Source organism: Ilumatobacter sp. (assembly GCF_049588435.1).
Taxonomy (GTDB): domain Bacteria; phylum Actinomycetota; class Acidimicrobiia; order Acidimicrobiales; family Ilumatobacteraceae; genus Ilumatobacter_A.
In genome coordinates this window covers 1-18,136 of sequence record NZ_JBAVYV010000591.1, presented here as the reverse complement: position 1 = coordinate 18,136, position 18,136 = coordinate 1, and the positions used below count along the sequence as shown (strand labels likewise).

The 18,136-nt window shown below is 66.0% G+C and carries 17 protein-coding genes and 1 pseudogene; 16 read left to right on the top strand and 2 right to left on the bottom strand.

Annotated elements, in window-relative coordinates:
* The 9 genes and pseudogenes from WBV89_RS22305 to WBV89_RS22265 form a co-directional block, all read left to right on the top strand.
* A partial coding sequence (locus WBV89_RS22305) for a laccase domain-containing protein (RefSeq protein WP_423983527.1) occupies nt 1–306 on the top strand: 306 nt, incomplete at its 5' end.
* Nucleotides 303–1,019, top strand: a complete 717-nt coding sequence (locus WBV89_RS22300) for a YggS family pyridoxal phosphate-dependent enzyme (protein ID WP_423983526.1) — start codon at nt 303–305, stop codon at nt 1,017–1,019. The genes WBV89_RS22305 and WBV89_RS22300, both read left to right, overlap by 4 nt.
* A 409-nt stretch (nt 1,020–1,428) precedes the next feature.
* Nucleotides 1,429–1,677 carry a cell division protein SepF gene (locus WBV89_RS22295; RefSeq protein WP_423983525.1) on the top strand — a complete coding sequence of 83 codons (249 nt, stop codon included), beginning with the start codon at nt 1,429–1,431 and terminating at the stop codon, nt 1,675–1,677.
* 28 nt (nt 1,678–1,705) lie between these two features.
* Entirely contained in the window at nt 1,706–2,533 is an 828-nt protein-coding gene (locus WBV89_RS22290) for a DivIVA domain-containing protein (protein WP_423983524.1), read from the top strand.
* Nucleotides 2,534–2,566: 33 nt separating this feature from the next.
* Nucleotides 2,567–5,659: an isoleucine--tRNA ligase gene (gene ileS / locus WBV89_RS22285; RefSeq protein WP_423983523.1), complete on the top strand. Its 3,093-nt coding sequence runs from the start codon at nt 2,567–2,569 to the stop codon at nt 5,657–5,659.
* Nucleotides 5,616–6,122: pseudogene (locus tag WBV89_RS22280) on the top strand (histone H1-like repetitive region-containing protein); the annotation flags it as partial. The gene ileS and the pseudogene WBV89_RS22280, both read left to right, overlap by 44 nt.
* 45 nt (nt 6,123–6,167) lie before the next feature.
* Complete coding sequence (locus WBV89_RS22275; RefSeq protein WP_423983529.1) at nt 6,168–6,659, top strand: TraR/DksA family transcriptional regulator; 492 nt, start codon at nt 6,168–6,170, stop codon at nt 6,657–6,659.
* On the top strand, nt 6,640–7,200 hold the full coding sequence (gene lspA, locus WBV89_RS22270; protein ID WP_423983522.1) for a signal peptidase II: 561 nt from the start codon (nt 6,640–6,642) through the stop codon (nt 7,198–7,200). Before WBV89_RS22275 ends, lspA begins: the two co-directional genes overlap by 20 nt.
* On the top strand, nt 7,197–8,114 hold the full coding sequence (locus tag WBV89_RS22265) for an RluA family pseudouridine synthase (RefSeq protein ID WP_423983521.1): 918 nt from the start codon (nt 7,197–7,199) through the stop codon (nt 8,112–8,114). Before lspA ends, WBV89_RS22265 begins: the two co-directional genes overlap by 4 nt.
* Before the next feature lie 145 nt (nt 8,115–8,259).
* Here WBV89_RS22265 and WBV89_RS22260 read toward each other — a convergent pair whose 3' ends face one another.
* Nucleotides 8,260–8,715 carry an RrF2 family transcriptional regulator gene (locus WBV89_RS22260; RefSeq protein WP_423983520.1) on the bottom strand — a complete coding sequence of 152 codons (456 nt, stop codon included), beginning with the start codon at nt 8,713–8,715 and terminating at the stop codon, nt 8,260–8,262.
* Between the two features lie 47 nt (nt 8,716–8,762).
* On the opposite strand from WBV89_RS22260, the gene WBV89_RS22255 reads away from it, so the two are divergent.
* The 5 genes from WBV89_RS22255 (at nt 8,763) to WBV89_RS22235 (ending at nt 15,489) form a co-directional block, all read left to right on the top strand.
* Nucleotides 8,763–9,884 (top strand): alkaline phosphatase family protein, encoded by a 1,122-nt coding sequence (locus tag WBV89_RS22255; protein ID WP_423983519.1) that lies wholly within the window; start codon nt 8,763–8,765, stop codon nt 9,882–9,884.
* A gap of 17 nt (nt 9,885–9,901) precedes the next feature.
* Nucleotides 9,902–10,447: a proteasome activator gene (locus WBV89_RS22250; RefSeq protein ID WP_423983518.1), complete on the top strand. Its 546-nt coding sequence runs from the start codon at nt 9,902–9,904 to the stop codon at nt 10,445–10,447.
* A gap of 47 nt (nt 10,448–10,494) precedes the next feature.
* Entirely contained in the window at nt 10,495–14,094 is a 3,600-nt protein-coding gene (dnaE, locus tag WBV89_RS22245) for a DNA polymerase III subunit alpha (protein ID WP_423983517.1), read from the top strand.
* 104 nt (nt 14,095–14,198) lie between these two features.
* Nucleotides 14,199–14,855, top strand: a complete 657-nt coding sequence (locus tag WBV89_RS22240) for a hypothetical protein (RefSeq protein ID WP_423983516.1) — start codon at nt 14,199–14,201, stop codon at nt 14,853–14,855.
* Entirely contained in the window at nt 14,830–15,489 is a 660-nt protein-coding gene (locus WBV89_RS22235) for a nitroreductase family protein (protein WP_423983528.1), read from the top strand. The genes WBV89_RS22240 and WBV89_RS22235 overlap by 26 nt, the downstream gene beginning before the upstream one ends.
* Here WBV89_RS22235 and WBV89_RS22230 read toward each other — a convergent pair.
* Nucleotides 15,455–17,518, bottom strand: a complete 2,064-nt coding sequence (locus tag WBV89_RS22230) for a thioredoxin domain-containing protein (RefSeq protein ID WP_423983515.1) — start codon at nt 17,516–17,518, stop codon at nt 15,455–15,457. The genes WBV89_RS22235 and WBV89_RS22230 overlap by 35 nt on opposite strands.
* Nucleotides 17,519–17,598: 80 nt before the next feature.
* Between WBV89_RS22230 and WBV89_RS22225 the strand changes: the two genes are divergently transcribed.
* Nucleotides 17,599–17,865: a GlsB/YeaQ/YmgE family stress response membrane protein gene (locus WBV89_RS22225; RefSeq protein WP_423983514.1), complete on the top strand. Its 267-nt coding sequence runs from the start codon at nt 17,599–17,601 to the stop codon at nt 17,863–17,865.
* A 36-nt stretch (nt 17,866–17,901) separates the two neighbouring features.
* Entirely contained in the window at nt 17,902–18,081 is a 180-nt protein-coding gene (locus WBV89_RS22220) for a hypothetical protein (protein ID WP_423983513.1), read from the top strand.
* Nucleotides 18,082–18,136: the final 55 nt, after the last annotated feature.

Genomic DNA, 18,136 nt, shown 5'->3' with positions numbered 1-18,136 from the left:
CGTTCGGGCGGACGAGTGGTCGGCGCAGTCCTCGGCCCGTCGATCGGTCCCTGCTGCTACGCGTTCGGACGCGACGATCTCGACGAGGTCGCCGACGGCGTTCACGGGACAGCAGGCGACGTCATCGGGGTGACGCGGAACGGAGATCTGGCGCTCGACGTACCGGGAGCCGTCAGGGCGGGGCTACGACATCACGCCGTGGCTCTCGATGCGGTCGGCCCGTGCACCGGTTGCGACGATCGCTGGTTCTCGCACCGCGTGCGCCAGGACGCCGGTCGTCAGGCGACGGTGGCGGTCATCGGATGACCGGTCACCGAACAGCACCCGAGGTCGCCGAGTCGCTCGTCGGTCTCCGACGCCGGATCGACGCGGTCGATCGCCCCTGGGACCACGAGGTCGAGATCACAGCGGTCACCAAGGCATTCGCACCCACCGTGATCGCAGCGGCAGCCACGGCGGGGTGCGCATCGATCGGGGAGAACTACGCGCAGGACCTGCTCTCGAAGCAGTCGAGCCTCGAGGCGCTCGACCGACGACCGCGTGTGGACTTCATCGGCCACCTCCAGTCGAACAAGGTGCGCCGGCTCGTCGGCCTGGTCGATCGCTGGTGCACGGTGGATCGGGCATCGATCGCAGCGGAGATCGCGAAACGGGATCCCGGAGCCGAGGTGTTGATCCAGGTGAACTCGACCGCCGAGGAGAACAAGGGCGGTTGCGCCCCGGCCGAGGTCGAGGCACTCGTCGAACGGTGCGTCGATCGAGGTCTCTCGGTCGTCGGCCTGCTGACGATCGGGCCGACGGATCGACCCGCCGCTGCAGCCGAACCGGGCTTCCGGGCGGTGCGGGCATTGGTCGACGAGATGGCGCTGAGCGTGTGTTCGATGGGCATGACCGCTGACCTGGACGTTGCTGTCGCGTGCGGGTCGACGAATGTGCGCGTCGGAAGCGCTCTGTTCGGACCGCGGCCGGGAACCGGATCTGGTCCCGATGTCCACCACGAAGGGGATGCGCCGGGCTAACCTCCGGCGCTCAGGAGGAAAGATGTCACTCTGGAAGAAGACCATGGACTACCTGGGTCTTGGTCCCGACGATGCGTACGACGATTACGACGACGATTACGGGCAGGAACCCCCTGCCCGGCATCAGCGTGCGCCGCGTGAGCCCGAGCCTCAGCAGGGTCGCAATGCTCGTGGAGGTTGGGAGCCGGAACCGGAACCGACGGTTCGCACCGTTGCGCCGCGTCCCAGCTTCCCGTCGCGCGACTTCGACGCGTCCGCGGCATCTCGCCGTCCGCCGCAGAACCAAGCTCAGGGCCACGGCTCATCGGGATCGAACGGCCGCGTGAGCGACCAGAACCCCCAGGACCGTCTGCCCGCCGACGACACGTCAGGTGTTCAGCCACAACTCAGAAGCGTTCCAGGAGGGGCCATGGAGCCACACACCGTTCGTCCCCGCCGTTTCGATCAGGCGCAAGAGGTTGCCGACGCGTTCAAGAGTGGAACCCCGGTGATCATGAATCTCGAGGGAACCGAGCGAGACGTCGCCCGCCGACTCATCGACTTCGGAAGCGGCATCTGCTACGCGCTCGACGGCACGATGGAGAAGGTCGCGACCGGCGTCTACCTCCTCAAGCCGCCGCCAGCCCGCGCTCGCGGCTACGACGAATACGGCGACTGACCAGAGCACCGAGTACAGGGAGAATCACATGGAGATCAGCCCGCACCAAGTGCGCAACGCCGAGTTCAAGTCCGCGAAGCGCGGGCTCGACCCCGACGAGGTCCGCACCTTTCTCGACGAGGTCGCGGTCGAGCTCGAACGAGCTCAGAACCAGTCCACGGCCATGGAGGCTCGTGCCCGCGCTGCCGTCGCTCGTCTTCAGGAGATGACCGAGAGCGGGGCATCCACTCCGGTCCCGACCAGCGAACCCGACGGTTCCGCCCCCGCCACCGAAGGGGTGACCGCCTCGGTCGACGAGTCCGAAACGATCAGCCGCACGTTGCTGCTCGCCCAGCGCACCGCCGACACCACGATGGCCGAGGCCAAGGCTGCAGCCGAACGCGTCGAACGCGAGGCGACCGCGGAGGCGGCCAAGACGCTCGAGACGACGCGTGAGACGTCCGCTCGGATGCTGGACGAAGCGCGCGAAGAAGCGCGCCGCGCCGGCGAGTCCGAACGGGTCACGGTGAAGACCGAGGTCGACTCGCTGCGCGCCCGACGCGACTTCCTCGAATCCGACGTCGAACATCTCGAACAGCATCTGACCGAGGAACGCTCACGTCTGCGTGAAGCGGCCACCACGCTGCTCGAGCTGACCGAACGGGTCCCCGGTGGCCTCGGTGAGGTCCGTCCGCCACTGCTGTCGGCGTCTCACGACGACACCCCCACGGGGATCGACGAGGGGGCCGAGCAGCTCGACTTCGCTCGTCAGGGTGACGGCTCGAATGGTGGCGAAGGTGGAGACGACACGGTCGGTCTCGTGATCCAGACCGACATCGCCGATGACGAACCCGACGAGGGGTCGCAACTCACGTGATTCCCGACGGGAGGCGTCGATAGCCTCTCGTCCGTGTCCTATCCCGACGTCGACCCGCAACCCGATTTCCCAGCACTCGAGCGGACGATTCTCGATCGCTGGGAGCGTGACGGCACATTCCAGGCGTCGATCGACCAGCGCGATGCGGGTCCGAACGGCGACAATGAGTTCGTCTTCTACGACGGACCGCCCTTCGCCAACGGGCTCCCGCACTACGGCCACCTGTTGACCGGGTACGTCAAGGACGCGATCCCGCGCTATCAGACGATGCGCGGCCAGCGCGTCGAGCGTCGCTTCGGGTGGGATTGCCACGGCCTCCCCGCCGAGGTCAAGGCGGAGCAGGAGCTCGGAATCTCCGGACACCCCGAGATCACCGAATTCGGGATCGACCGCTTCAACGAGTCGTGCCGGAACAGCGTGCTGCAGTACACCGACGAGTGGCGTGACTACGTCACCCGTCAGGCGCGCTGGGTCGACTTCGACAACGACTACAAGACGCTCGACCTCTCCTACATGGAAAGTGTGATGTGGGCGTTCAAGACGCTGCACGACAAGGGCCTGATCTATGAGGGATACCGCGTCCTCGCCTACTGCTGGCGGTGTGAGACGCCGCTGTCGAACACCGAGACCCGGATGGACGACACCTACCGGGACCGCCAGGATCCGGCACTGACGGTCGGGTTCACGCTCGACACCGGAGAGAAGGTTCTCGCCTGGACGACCACGCCGTGGACCCTTCCGTCGAACCTCGCGCTCGCCGTCGGTCCCGAGCTCGACTACGCCGTCGTCGAACTCGACGGAGTCCGCTACATCATCGCCGAGGACCTGCGCGCCCACTACGAGGCCGAACTCGGTGGCGGCACCGTCGTCTCGACGATGAAGGGCAGCGAACTCGTCGGCCGGACCTACACCCCGCTGTTCGACTACTTCTCCGACACGCCGAACGCATTCCAGATCATCGCCGCCGATTTCGTGACGGTCGAGGACGGCACGGGCATCGTGCACCTCGCACCGGGTTTCGGTGAGGACGACCAGAACGTGTGCAACTCGGTGGGCATCCCGACGGTCTGCCCGATGGACGAGCACGGCCAGTACACCGCGGAGGTCGCCGATTGGGTCGGCGTGCACGTGTTCGACGCGAACCCCGACGTGATTCGCACGCTCAAGGAGCGTGGGGTCGTCCTGCGCCATGCGACCTACGACCACTCGTACCCGCACTGCTGGCGCTGTGCGCAACCGCTCGTCTACCGGGCGGTGTCGTCGTGGTTCGTCGAGGTCACGAGATTCCGGGACCGCATGGTCGAACTGAACGAGCAGATCACGTGGCAGCCGGCGCACGTCAAGGACGGCAGCTTCGGGAAGTGGATCGGCAACGCTCGTGACTGGGCGATCAGCCGCAACCGATTCTGGGGCTCACCGATCCCGGTGTGGAAGTCGGACAATCCCGAGTTCCCGCGCCTCGACGTGTACGGCTCGCTGGAACAACTCGAGGCCGACTTCGCCGACTGTTTGGACGGCGAGAAGCTCGACGACCTGCACCGTCCGACGATCGACGATCTCGTTCGGCCGAACCCGGACGACCCGTCGGGTCGCTCGATGATGCGTCGCGTCCCCGAGGTGCTCGACTGCTGGTTCGAGTCGGGATCGATGCCCTTCGCCCAGGTGCACTATCCGTTCGAGAACACGGAGTGGTTCGAGAATCACTATCCGGGTGACTTCATCGTCGAGTACATCGGCCAGACCCGCGGCTGGTTCTACACGCTTCACGTCCTCGCGACGGCGCTGTTCGACCGCCCGGCCTTCTCGTCGTGTGTCTCGCACGGAATCGTGCTCGGTGACGATGGCCAGAAGATGTCGAAGTCGCTCGACAACTACCCGGACCCGCTGGTGATGTTCGACAGCCACGGCGCCGACGCGATGCGTTGGCATCTCCTGTCGTCCACGATTCTGCGTGGCGGCGATGGGATGGTCACCGAGGCAGGAATGCGCGAGACCGTGCGCCAGATCCTGCTGCCGCTCTGGAACTCGTGGTACTTCCTCACGCTCTACGCGAATGCGGGCGGCCACACGGGGACGGTGCGCACCGACTCGACGAATGTCCTCGACCGCTACGTGCTCGCGAAGACCCGTGATCTCGTCGGCGATGTCACCTCGTCGATGGATGAGTACGACCTGTTCGGTGCGTGCCAACACGTGCGGAACTATCTGGACGTGTTGACCAACTGGTACGTCCGCCGAAGCCGCTCGCGCTTCTGGCAGGGCGATCACGAGGCGATCGACACGATGCACACCGTGCTGTCCGTGTTCACCCGCCTGTCGGCGCCGCTGTTGCCGTTGATCTCCGAGGCGATCCAGGACGGTCTGCGTGGCGACGACTCGTCGAGTGTGCACCTCGCCGAATGGCCGACCGTCGACGAACTGCCCGCCGATGAAGAACTCGTCGCGTCGATGGACCTCGCCCGTGACGTCTGCTCGTCGACGCTCTCGGTGCGCAAGGCCCACCAGCGCCGCGTCCGCCTGCCGCTGCAATCGCTGACCGTCGCGTCCCCCGATGCGGATCGGCTTGCTGCATTCACCGATCTGATCGCCGACGAGGTCAACGTCCGCTCGGTCGTATTGACGACCGATGTCGCCGCGGTCGCAATCGAACAACTCAAGCTCGTCCCGGCTCGACTCGGCCCCCGTCTCGGCAAGGACGTCCAGAACGTCATCAGAGCGCACAAGGCCGGTGACTGGACCGTCGTGGCGGGAGTCGTCACGGTCGGTGGATTCGTGCTCGAGGACGGTGAGTACACGATCGAGCAGGTCGCTTCCGACGACCAGGCGAGCGTCGGGCTCGGGTCGCACGAGGGAGTCGTCGCGCTCGACACGCACGTCACCGAGGATCTCGAGATCGAGGGTCGGGCGCGAGATCTGATCCGGTCGATCCAACAGGCGCGTCGCGACGCCGGCCTCGATGTGTCCGACCGGATCGTGCTGACCGTGACCGCGGGGGACGACATCACCGACGCGCTGCGCGCACATCACGATCTGGTCTCGTCCGAGACGCTCGCGACGACCGTCGAGGTCGTGGAGCGTGCCGATGGGGAGAGCGACCCTCAGATCGCTGTGGTCCGCGCCGACTGAGGCGGTAGAGTCCGGCGCTCACACCGCCGAACCAGATGGGGACCTCATGGCCGCAGCGAAGAAGACCGCGTCGAGCAAGAAGGCTGCGGCGAAGAAGGCATCCGCCACGAAGACACCCGTGAAGAAGACCACGGCGAAGAAGAAGGCTCCGGCCAAGAAGGCCGCGGCGAAGAAGACCACGGCGAAGAAGGCTGCCGCCACCACGGCTGCACCGGCACGCAAGCCGGCCGCGAAGAAGGCTCCGGCCAAGAAGACGCCGGCCAAGAAGACAGCGGCGAAGAAAACGCCGGCCAAGAAGACGCCGGCCAAGAAGACGCCGGCGAAGAAGCCTGCTGCGAAGAAGCCGGCAGCGAAGAAGCCGGCAGCGCAGAAGGCTCCGGCCAAGAAGTCGCCCGCGAGAGAGACGACGGCCTCGAAGACTCCGTCGAAGAAGCCGGCCACGAGCACCACATCTCGTTCGGCTGGTTCCACCCCGAAACGCCCCTCACCGAAACGAGCCACACCAAAGATGTCCGCCAAGAAGTCGACGTCGGGTCAATCCCCACTGTTGTCGAACGAGGTGCCGTCCGTGTACGAGATCCCCCCGCCGCGCGGGACCTCGAAGGACGGCATTTCCTATACGAAGGATTTCGATGTCAAGTTCCTGAAGGCGCAGCGCGAGGAACTCGAGGCCCGCAAGGCCGGAGAACTGAAGCGCGCGACCCGACTCGAGGACGAAGCCGAGAGCCTCATCGAGGATGGGGAGATGGGCGACGTCCAGTTCGATGACGAGGGCGGCGAGGGCGACACGATGGTCGTTCAGCGCGACCTCGACCGACTGCTGTCCAGCCAGGCGCGACAGACCGTCGAAGAGATCGACGAGGCGCTCGAACGGATCAAGGTCGGCACTTATGGTTACTCCGAGGTGTCGGGTCTGCCGATTCCGCGGGAGCGACTCGAAGCGCTGCCGGAGACCACCGTGCTGGCGGCCGAGAAGGTCAGTGGCGCCGGACGACGATAGGCCCGAGCCGTCCCGCGACGACGAGGCCTCGAGTCTGCCGGAGAGTTCGACCCCGAGTCGATCGGCGAGTGCGTGGCGTGGCCCGGTCCTGCTCGCCATCGGTGTGGTCGTCCTCGATCAGCTGACCAAGCATTGGGCGGTCAACCGCCTGTCGGACGGCCGCGTGATCGAGGTCATCTGGACGCTGCAGTTCAACCTCGCGTTCAACAGCGGCATGGCGTTCAGCCGCGGTCAGGGGCTCGGCCCCATCATCGCCGTGGTCGCCACGATCGTCATCGTCTGGCTGCTCGTGTCGCTGCGCACGTCGGGTGGCCCACTCAACACCTTCGGGATCGGCTGTGTGATCGGCGGAGCCGCCGGAAACCTGATCGATCGGGTGTTCCGCGGTGACGCGTGGCTCCGGGGGTCGGTCGTCGACTTCATCGACTTCCAGTGGTTCCCGATCTTCAACGTGGCGGACATCGCCATCAACGTCGGTGCAGCCGCGTTGATCCTCAACGCTCTGCTCACCTCGCGACGTGCGAAGCTGGGCGCGTCGTGATCACCGAGGAAGTTCCCGCCGCCCTCGACGGGCAGCGCCTCGATCGGATCGTCGCGTTGATCGGCGATCTGAGCCGGTCCGATGCGGCGCGCACCATCGCGGCCGACGGGGTCACCGTCGACGGCGAGCCTGCGACATCGGGCAAGGTCCGCCTGATCGCCGGTCAGATGGTCAGCGTCGATCCGGCGAAGTTTCCGGTGACCGAGTTCCCGGGTCCCGATGCGGCGGTCGAGTTCGGCGTGGTCCACGAGGATGATCAGGTGATCGTCGTCGACAAGCCGCCCGGTCTCGTCGTCCACCCCGGAGCCGGGAACATGACCGGGACGCTCGCCAACGGACTCCTCGCACGCTTTCCGGACATCGAGCCCGTCGGCGATCGGATGCGACCCGGAATCGTCCACCGACTCGATTCCGGGAGTTCCGGTCTGCTCGTCGTCGCCCGAACCCCACACGCGGCCGACGTGTTGATCTCCCAGTTCGCAGACCACAGCGCGACCCGCGTCTACGACGCCATGGTCTGGGGCGTGCCCGAGGCTCCGCACGGGATCATCGATGCACCGCTCGGACGCAGCCGCAGCGACCCGTTGCGGATGGCGGTCGTCGCCGATGGGCGTCCGTCGCGCACCGACTACCGCGTGGTGGGGTCCTACTCGACGCCCGCGACCGTGTCGCGACTCGAATGTCGACTCGAGACGGGACGGACCCATCAGATCAGGGTGCACCTGTCGTCGATCAACCACCCGCTCCTCGGTGACCCGACGTATGGCCAACGCCGGCCGACACTCGGTCTCGAACGCCCGTTTCTCCACGCCGCCCAACTGCAGTTCGATCATCCCGGCACCGGCGAACGCGTCACATTCCACAGCCCCCTGGCCGCCGATCTCCAGGCCTGGCTCGACAGAGCCGAACCCTGACCCGTCGACGGCCCTCGCGATCCGGCTCAACCTCGCCTCGACGTGGCCGAAATTTCGACGGATCGTGACGCCTGCCGTCACGATGTCCCGAAATTTCTGCTCGCCTGGCCCCGTGTTCCCTGAGGCGTCGACGATCAGGGGTGGATCAGGGGTGGTCGTGGCGGACGAGGGCCGGCCAGGGGGCTTCGCCGCGGCTGATGTCGGCGATGGTGGCGAGCGTGTATCCGTTGAGGTGCTCGCGCATGTGCGCTCCGGCCTGGTCCCAGATGGCGAGCAGTACGCACTGGCCCTCGTGGTCGCACGCGCCGTCCTGGTGCGGTTGTCCGAAATCGCCGAGCGTGATCGGGCCGTCGACAGCGGACACGATGTCGGCCAACCGGATCTCCTCGGGCGGACGATTGAGGATGTAGCCGCCACCGACACCGCGCTTCGAGCGGACGAGACCGGCGCCCTTCAGCGCCAACAGGATCTGCTCGAGGTACGGCTGGGGCAATCCGGTCCGCTCCGCGATGTCACGCACCGACGTCGGTCCTTCGTCGTTGCGCAGTGCCAGCGACAGCAGGGCACGACAGGCGTAGTCGCCGCGGGTGGAGATGCGCACGCCTGCACTGTAGGCCACGGGTCCCCCGAGTCCGTAGACTGCTCGAAGTGAGCCGACCTGCCGGGAATCCGATCGTTCCGGACTACTCCGGCCCCAACGTTCGGGGAATCGTCCCCGCGATTCTGGGCCCGTCCTCGTGGGCCGACACGGTTCCCGCCTGGATGCCCGATGCGGTGCGTGTCGCCGATGCGGTCGTCCTCGTCGTCCTCGACGGACTCGGCTGGGATCAACTGCAGAGCCACGCGTCGCTCGCACCGACGCTGATGGCGATGCAGGGCCGCGCGATCCAGACGGTCGCGCCGACGACCACTGCAACGGCGCTGAGTTCGATCACCACCGGGCTGACCCCGGGCGAACACGGCCTGGTCGGCTATCGCATGGTGCTCGGCGGCGAGGTGATGAACGTGCTGCGTTGGGCCGTGGGCGATCAGCAGGTCCGGCGATCGCAACCGCCGTCATCGGTCCAACCGTTCGAACCCTTCCTCGGACATCGGGTGCCCGTGGTGGCCCAGGGCGAGCTGCAGAACTCGGCGTTCAGCGAAGCCCATCTGCGCGGTTGCGAGCCGGTGGGTTGGCGGGCGCCGTCGAGCATCGCCGTCGAAGCCGGCGCACAGGTGCGCGCGGGGGAGCGGTTCGTGTACTGCTACTACAACGGGATCGACAAGATCGCCCATGAGCGTGGCTTCGGCGACTTCTACGACGCCGAACTCCGCTTCGCCGATGCGCTGGTCGCCGACGTGGTCGCCGCGGTGCCGGCCGGAACCGCCGTGCTGGTCACCGCCGACCACGGTCAGGTCGACGTCGGTGACCGCGTCGTGCATCCGTCCGCCGAGTTGCTCGGCCCGGTCACGTTGCAGTCGGGCGAGGGCCGCTTCCGCTGGTTGCACTGCGCCCACGAGAACATCGCCGGTCTCGTCGACGCGGCCGAAGCCGAAGTCGGATCGCTCGCATGGGTCGTCACGAAGGAGCAGATGCTCGACGAGTCATGGTTCGGTCCGACGATCGCGCCGCCGATCCAGCGCCGCCTCGGTGACGTGGCGCTGTGTGCCCACGAGCCGGTGAGCTTCTTCGAGGCAGCCGATTCGGGTCCGTTCGAACTGGTCTGCCGACACGGATCGCTGACGTCGGCCGAAGTCAATGTGCCACTCCTTGGCACGTTCGTCGGTTGACGCGCGAGACTCGACCCATGTCTGACAGTCCGGTCCGTCCCGAAGTCGTCGACGCCCCGCCATCGACCACGCCGAGCGTCGTCTCCGAGACGGCTCCTGGTACCGAGGAGAGCGATGATGCCGACGACGCCGACACGCAGGGGGACGCGGTGACCGAGCCGGCGAAGGTGATGCGGATCGGGTCGATGATCAAGCAGCTCCTCGAGGAGGTCCGCAATGCCGACCTCGACGAGGCGTCACGGGAACGACTCGCGGAGGTGTACGAGCGTTCGGTGGTCGAGTTGTCCGATGCCCTCTCGCCGGACCTCAACGAAGAACTCCGTGCGCTCTCGTTGCCATTCGATCACGACGAGGTCCCGAGCGGAGCCGAGCTGCGGGTCGCGAAGGCGCAACTCGTCGGGTGGCTCGAGGGGCTCTTCCACGGGATCCAGGCGAGCATCATGGCGCAGCAGTTCGCCGCCCAGCAGCAGATGAAACAGCTCCCCGGCCAGACGGGCTCCGGCGTCCACGGTCCGGGCGCCGGTGGCGCTCCGCAGACCCCGCAGACGGGGACCTATCTCTGAGTCGCGCTGGCACCGCGAGTCACACGCGGGTAATTTGAACCACTCCCATGGCCGACTCCTTCACCCATCTCCACGTGCACACCGAGTTCTCGATGCTCGACGGGGCGTCGCGCCTCGACGAGATGGTGGCCAAGGCGGTGGAGGACGGCCAGCCGGCGATCGGGATGACCGATCACGGCAACATGTACGGCACGTTGGACTTCTACAACGAGTGCAACAAGCAGGGCATCAAGCCGATCATCGGCACCGAGGCGTACATGGCCCACGACCATCGCTCGGAGCGTCCGTCGCGTCGCGGCCGCGTCGACGACTCGGGTGGTGAGACCCAATCCGGGAACAAGCTCTACTACCACCTGATCCTGCTGGCGGAGAACAACACCGGCTACAAGAACCTCATCCAACTGTCGTCGCTCGCCTTCATGGAGGGCTACTACTACAAGCCCCGGATGGACTGGGAGTTGCTCGAGAAGTACTCCGAGGGTCTGATCGCCACGAGCGGGTGCCTCGGCGGCCACGTCTTGCAGTCGCTGCTGAACGGCGACGAAGGGGGAGCGCTCGACAAAGCGGCGCGGCTCCAGGACATCTTCGGACGCGACAACTTCTTCATCGAGATCCAGGATCACGGAATCCCCGCCCAGCGCGAGACGAACCCGAAGCTGCTCGAGATCGCGAAGAAGATCAAGGCACCGCTGCTCGCCACGAACGACAGCCACTACACGCACCAGCACGATCACGACTCTCACGACGCGTTGCTGTGTGTGCAGACCGGATCGTTGATGTCCGATCCGAAGCGGTTCAAGTTCGAGGGGAGTGACCACTACCTCAAGTCCGCTGCCGAGATGCGGTACCTGTTCCGCGAGGTGCCCACCGCGTGCGACAACAGCCTCTGGATCGCGGAGCGGGCCGATGTCGAGATCGAGTTCGGCAAGCCGCTGCTGCCGAACTTCCCGCTCCCGGAGGGATTCGAGGACGACGAGGCGTACCTGCGTCACCTCACCCAGGTGGGTGCCGAGAAGCGGTGGGGCGAGCAGGTTCCGCCCGAAGCGGTCGAACGGCTCGCGTACGAGTTGCAGACGATCTGCGACATGGGCTTCGCGTCGTACTTCCTGATCACATGGGATCTCATCAAGTACGCCCGCGACAACGGCATCCGCGTCGGTCCCGGCCGTGGGTCAGCAGCCGGCTGCGCGGTCGCGTACTGCCTCTGGATCACCGATCTCGACCCGATCAAGTACGACCTCCTGTTCGAGCGATTCCTCAATCCGAGCCGCGTGTCGATGCCCGACATCGACATGGACTTCGAGACCCGCTACCGGGAGGACATGATCCGCTACGCCGCGGAGCGCTACGGCCGTGATCATGTCGCGCAGATCATCACGTTCGGTTCGATCAAGGCACGAAACGCCGCCCGCGACGCCGCGCGCGTGCTCGGATACCCGTACGGCGTCGGCGACAAGATCGCCAAGGCGATGCCGCCGCTCGTGATGGGCCGTGACACGCCGCTCAAGTACTGCTTCGAACAGCATCCGAAGTACCTCGACGGGTACAAGGCGGCCAACGACCTGCGAGCGATGTACGACACCGACCCCGACATCAAGAAGGTCATCGATGTCGCCAAGGGGCTCGAGGGACTCAAGCGGTCCGACGGGATCCACGCCGCTGCTGTAGTCATCACCAAGGACCCGGTGACCGACTACGTCCCGATCCAGCGCAAGCCGGAGTCGGGCGTCGCCCCCGAGGACGCTCCGGTCGTCACCCAGTTCGAGATGCACGGCGTCGAGTCGCTCGGCTTGTTGAAGATGGACTTCCTCGGGCTGCGCAACCTCGACGTGATCTCCGACGCCGAGGCGATGATCCGCCAGCGGGGTCACCCCGAGTTCGACATCGAGCAGGTCGGCCTCGACGACCCGGCGACGTTCGCGCTGCTGTCGCGGGGCGACACGATCGGCATCTTCCAGCTCGAGTCCCCGCCGATGCGCCAGTTGCTCAAGGCGATGGAGCCGACGACGTTCGAGGACATCGCAGCCGTGCTCGCGCTCTATCGGCCGGGACCGATGTCGGTGAACATGCACTACGACTTCGCGGACCGCAAGAACGGTCGTCAGGAGGTCAGCTACTTCCACGAGGACGCCGTCGAGGTGCTCGGCGACACGTACGGCCTGATGATCTACCAGGAGAGCGTGATGCGCGTTGCGCAGAAGTTCGCCGGGTACTCGCTCGCCGAGGCGGACAACCTGCGCAAGGCGATGGGCAAGAAGTCGCGCGAGGTGATGGCCAAGGCCCGACAGGCGTTCGAGGACGGCGTCGTCGAACAGGGCTACGGCGACGAGATGGGCCCGATGCTGTTCGACATCATCGAGAAGTTCGCCGACTACGCGTTCAACAAGAGCCACACGTTCGGATACGGGCTGATCACCTACCAGACGGCCTACATGAAGGCGCATCACCCGGTCGAGTACATCGCTTCGCTGCTCACCAGCGTCAAGAACAACCTCGAGAAGGCGGCGACCTACCTGTCCGACTGCCGGTCGATGGGAATCAAGGTCCTCCCGCCGGACGTGAACCGGTCGCTGATGAACTTCGGCGCGCTGTCTCCCGACGAACTCCCCGAGGGCGTCACGGTGCCGGTCGGGAGTCCGGGGGCGATCACGTTCGGTCTGTCCGCGGTCCGCAACGTCGGCGAGGGACTCGTCGAACTGTTGCTCGCCGAACGCACCGAGAACGGCCAGTTCGCGACCTTCCACGACTTCGTCGAGCGGGTTCCCGAGGCCGTCCTCAACAAGCGCACGATCGAGTCGCTGATCAAGGGTGGCGGATTCGACTCGCTCGGCCACGACCGTCGCGCGCTGCTCACCGTGTTCGAGCACATCATCGACACGACCGTGAAGCGTCGACGGGAGGCCGAGAAGGGTGTGATGAGCCTGTTCGGTGATTGGGGCGGCGACGACGGCGATGACAGCGAGGGCGGCTCGGGCGCAGGCGAGGCATTCGACGAACGCACCCCGATCCCGCAGAACCTGGAGTTCGACAAGGCCGACAAGCTCCGGTACGAGAAGGAGATGCTCGGGCTCTACGTGTCCGATCATCCTCTCTTCGGTGTCGAGGGCGCGCTCAAACGCAAGGTCGAGCACAGTCTGATCGACCTGCCCAACATGGAGGACGGCACCCCCGTCGTGGTGGGCGGGGTGATCACCAACCTCGCCCGCAAGTTCACGAAGAAGGGCGACCAGATGGCCGTGTTCGTGCTCGAGGACCTCGACGCGTCGATCGAGGTCACGATCTTCCCGCGCACACTCGCCGAACAGGGCCACAAACTCGAAGACGACCTGATCGTGTCGGTGAAGGGTCGCCTCGACCGGCGCGACGAGTCCCGATTCGGCCTGATCGGTCAGACGATCAACGTGCTGCAGGGGCTCTCCGACGGCCCGGCCGCACCGCTGCGGTTGCGGCTCCCCGCACCGTCACTCGACGAGCTCAAGATCCAGCGGCTGAAACGAATCGTCAAGGAGCACCCCGGCGACTCGGTCGTGATGGTCGACATCGGTCAGCAGAAGGTGCTCAAGCTGTCCGACGAGTTCCGAGTGGACCTCGATCGGGTCGTCGGCGAGCTGCGGATGGCGTTCGGACACGACGCCGTCCTCCTCTAGCGGTCGATCCGGTCTCGATCTCGACCTCGTCGCGACGCCCGGTCGCCCCAATGGGTGTGGTCGCAGATTCGGACACTGGCATCCGCTGCTGTAGAATGGTCCCGATGGCTCTCGATGTAGTGACGAATGATGCGTCGGCGCTTGAAGACACCGACCTCGAAGAACTGGCCTCGATGGACGAGGCGTTCAGCGCCGGCCAACTGTCCAAGGCGAAGGAGGACTGGGTGCTGATCACCACCGCCCGGTTCGGCAACGCACTGCACGGGTTCACCTTCTCCACGCTCGAACGGATCGGCGGCACGCCGTGTGTGCTGATCGGCCTGATGAGCGTGAAGCGATCCAGCAAGCGTGACCAGGTGCTGCGCGGGTTGATGAACGAGGCGTACCATCGGGCGCTGATGGCGTTTCCGGACGAGGACGTCGTCGTCGGGTCCCGCTTCATCAACGCCGACGCTCGGGAGGCCTTCAAGGATCTCGAAGGAGTCACCCCGTCGCCCGGCGAGGACGCCGTGGGCGAGGAACGTGCGTGGGGCCGTCGCCTCGCCAAGCGGTTCTCGATCGACAAGACCTACGACGCCAAGGCGTTCACGGCGGCATCGGCTGCCCAGGACGGTTACCTCGACTTCGAGACAGCGTCGCCCGAGAAGCTCGATGCCGACCTCGTCGACGCGATGAGCAAGATTCCCGTCAAGAAGGGCGGAGCCATGGTCGTGTACGGATGGACCATGGCCGAGGATCTCGTCAAGCTCGGAAAGCGCTGACGGGACCGGTCCACTGACCGAATTCCGCGAGGTCGTCCGCAACCGGCGGATGACCCGAGCGTTCACAGCCGACCCGATCGATCCAGCGGTCATCGACGATCTCGTCGACCTCGCCAGCCGGGCGCCGAGTGCCGGCAAGACCCAGGGCTGGCATGCGCTGGTCCTCGAAGGCGCCGATCAGGTCTCGCGGTACTGGGACATCGCGCTGCCCGCCGAGCAACGCTCCACGTTCCGCTGGACCCATCTGCTCGACGCCCCCGTGCTCATGCTCGTGTTTGCCGACCCGACCGCCTACGTCGAGCGCTACAGCGAGCCCGACAAGGCTCGGACCGGACTCGGTGCGGGCGTGGAGGCGTGGCCCACGCCGTACTGGACCGTCGATGCATCGATGTCGGCGATGACCGTGCTGCTCGCCGCCGAGGATCGTGGGCTCGGCGCGCTGTTCTTCGGCGTGTTCCAGCGGGAGGACGCCGTGCGCGCCGAGCTCGACGTCCCCGATCACCTACAGGTCATCGGGATGATCGCACTCGGGCATCCTCGGGTCGACGGCGACGAGCCCGGTCGATCAGCGCCACGACGGCGTCGATCGGCGGATCAGATCATTCACCGGGGTCGCTGGCAGTCGCCTGCGTGACTCCGGTCAGGGCCTGGACGAACTCGTCGGTCGTGGTCGATGGTGCCGCACAGGTGTGATCACGGCACACGTACGCGCGACCAGGGGTTCGGCCTTCCCACAGCGGTGAGTCGTACGGCTCACCCCACGCGAGAACCGCATCGGGCCGCCAGATCGAGTGTGCAAGACGCACGAACTTCGACATGTCGTGCTCGACGCCGTCGTCGTCCTCGCCCCCGACGATCACGATCTCGGTCGTGCCCCGTCGAGCGAGATCGGTGGCGAGCATCGCGTGGGAGAACTGGCCGACCTTGTCGTCCAGTTGGCCGGCGAGCAGGTGCAGGATGCGATCGGCGTGGTTCGCGTAGCGCAGGTCGCCGGTGAGCGCAGCCAATCGGTAGAGCGCCATCGCACCCATCGAGTTCGCCGAGGGAACCGCGTTGTCGGCGATGTCCTTCTGGCGTGCGATCAGGTGCTCGCCGTCCTCGGCGTTCGTGTACAGGCCGCCGTTGCTGGGATCGAAGAACCAGTCGAGCATCGTGTCGGCGGTCGCGCAGGCCTCGTCGATCCAGCGCGCCTCACCGGTCGCCTCGGCGAGGCGGGTGAACGCATCGACGAGCGCAGCGTGGTCGGCGGCGAGCGCGTCGTGGCGGGCCGGTGGATTGCCGTCGGCGTGCCACGACCGGTACCAGCGGCCGTTCATGCCACGCATGTTGTCGATCAGGAACTCGGCGTTCTTGACCGCTGCGTCGATCCAGGGCTGGTGGTTGAACACCGCCCCTGCCTGACTGAGCGCCGAGAGGAACAGAGCATTCCACTCGAGGACGACCTTGTCGTCGAGTGCGGGCCGCTGACGTTCCGCTCGGGCTTCGGCCATCCGGAGGCGGGTGAAGCTGATCTCATCGGGTCGAACGAGTGCATCTCGATGTGCGATCCGGTTGGGAATCGAGCGAGGCCCGAGCGGGGTCTCGAAGTTGCCCTCGTCGGTGATGCCCCACCACTCGAGCGTCTGTTCGATGATCTCCGGCTTCACCCTCGGCAACGCAGCGCGCACTTCGTCGGGAGTCCACGTGTGGAACAGTCCTTCGACCCCGTTGCCATCGGCATCGGGGGAGTCGGCGTCCTCGGCGGAGAAGAAGCCGCCCTCCTCGTGCGTGAGCGTGTTCAGGACGTACTCGATGGTTTCCTGCACCACCTGACGCCACTGCGGTTGGCGCAGGACGACGAGCGCGTGGAGGTACGTCTGCGCGAGCAGCGCCTGGTCGTACAGCATCTTCTCGAAGTGCGGAACCAGCCATTCGCGGTCCGTCGAGTAGCGGGCGAAACCGCCGCCGATGTGGTCGTAGATCCCGCCCGCCGCCATCGCATCGAGCGTCGTGGTGATCACGGTACGAGCGGTGTCCGAACCCGAGGTCATGTAGGCGCGCATGATCAACTCGGCGTGGAAGGTCGACGGGAACTTGGGTGCCTTGCCGAATCCACCCCACTCCCGATCGAATGCGCGGGCGAGCGTCTGTACCGCGTTGTTCAGCTGGTCGATGGTCGGGATCTCGTCGGCGGGCTCGAGATCGGCGGTCGTGGCGACGGCATCGGTCAGGGACTTGATGTTCTTCGCGAGGTCGTCGGGTTTGTTGCGGTAGGCGTCGTCGACGGCGTCGAGGAGCTGGAGGAATTGGACCTTGGGGAAGTAGGTCCCACCGTAGAACGGCTTGGCGTCGGGGGTGAGGAACACGGTCATCGGCCACCCGCCGCGCCCGGTCAGCGCCTGGACCGCGTCCATGTAGAGCTGGTCGACGTCGGGTCGCTCCTCCCGGTCGACCTTCACGCTGACGTAGAGCTCGTTCATCTTTGCGGCGACTTCGGCGTCCTCGAAGCACTCGTGGGCCATGACGTGGCACCAGTGGCACGACGAGTACCCGATCGAGAGCAGAATCGGTACGTTCCGTTCACGGGCTGCAGCGAACGCCTCGTCTCCCCACGGGTACCAGTCGACCGGATTGTCGCAGTGCTGTCGGAGATACGGCGAGGATTCATCAGCCAAACGGTTCACTTTTTCGAGGGTAGCGAGGCGATCGGCCGACCCGTATCAACTGGGGTCAGACCCCGGTTGACACGGGTACTGTCTCGTCCATGGGAATTCTGGGTTGGATCGTCGTGGGACTGATCGCCGGGTCGCTCGCGCGCTGGATCGTGCGCGATGACCGCAGCGGATGCATCTACACGATGGTGGTCGGCGTGCTCGGAGCCCTGGTCGGTGGATGGTTGATGTCGCTGGTCGACAACCGGGGAGTCGACGAGTTCTCGATCTACAGCATCTTCGTCGCGGCGCTCGGAGCGATCGCGCTGCTGCTCCTGTTGCACCTCGTCACCGGCCGAGGGTCGACCGGCCGTCGCTGACGCCGGACTCGACGCATCAAACCACGAGCTCGACCGATGGCGAACACACGGTTCACGAGGTTCGGCTGGTGGCTGTTCGTCGTGTCGGCGGTGCTCTTCGGATGGTCGGCCATACGCTCCCGTGACTGGATCGCAGCTGCGGGCGCCGGCGCGTTCTTCATCGCCAACATCAGTTTCATGATCGCGATGTACCGGGACGACGACCGCCACGATTGAGGTATCCGCCGCCTGATCAGCTCGCGTCGATGTACTCGGGAAGCTCGATGTCGTC

What these genes read in the sequence shown, in the direction of transcription:
- WBV89_RS22275 (WP_423983529.1), top strand. Translation starts at nt 6,168, where the DNA reads ATGTCCGCCAAGAAGTCGACGTCGGGTCAATCCCCACTGTTGTCGAAC.
- WBV89_RS22300 (WP_423983526.1), top strand. Translation starts at nt 303, where the DNA reads ATGACCGGTCACCGAACAGCACCCGAGGTCGCCGAGTCGCTCGTCGGT.
- dnaE (WP_423983517.1), top strand. Translation starts at nt 10,495, where the DNA reads ATGGCCGACTCCTTCACCCATCTCCACGTGCACACCGAGTTCTCGATG.
- WBV89_RS22295 (WP_423983525.1), top strand. Translation starts at nt 1,429, where the DNA reads ATGGAGCCACACACCGTTCGTCCCCGCCGTTTCGATCAGGCGCAAGAG.
- WBV89_RS22250 (WP_423983518.1), top strand. Translation starts at nt 9,902, where the DNA reads ATGTCTGACAGTCCGGTCCGTCCCGAAGTCGTCGACGCCCCGCCATCG.
- WBV89_RS22240 (WP_423983516.1), top strand. Translation starts at nt 14,199, where the DNA reads ATGGCTCTCGATGTAGTGACGAATGATGCGTCGGCGCTTGAAGACACC.
- WBV89_RS22220 (WP_423983513.1), top strand. Translation starts at nt 17,902, where the DNA reads ATGGCGAACACACGGTTCACGAGGTTCGGCTGGTGGCTGTTCGTCGTG.
- WBV89_RS22225 (WP_423983514.1), top strand. Translation starts at nt 17,599, where the DNA reads ATGGGAATTCTGGGTTGGATCGTCGTGGGACTGATCGCCGGGTCGCTC.
- WBV89_RS22290 (WP_423983524.1), top strand. Translation starts at nt 1,706, where the DNA reads ATGGAGATCAGCCCGCACCAAGTGCGCAACGCCGAGTTCAAGTCCGCG.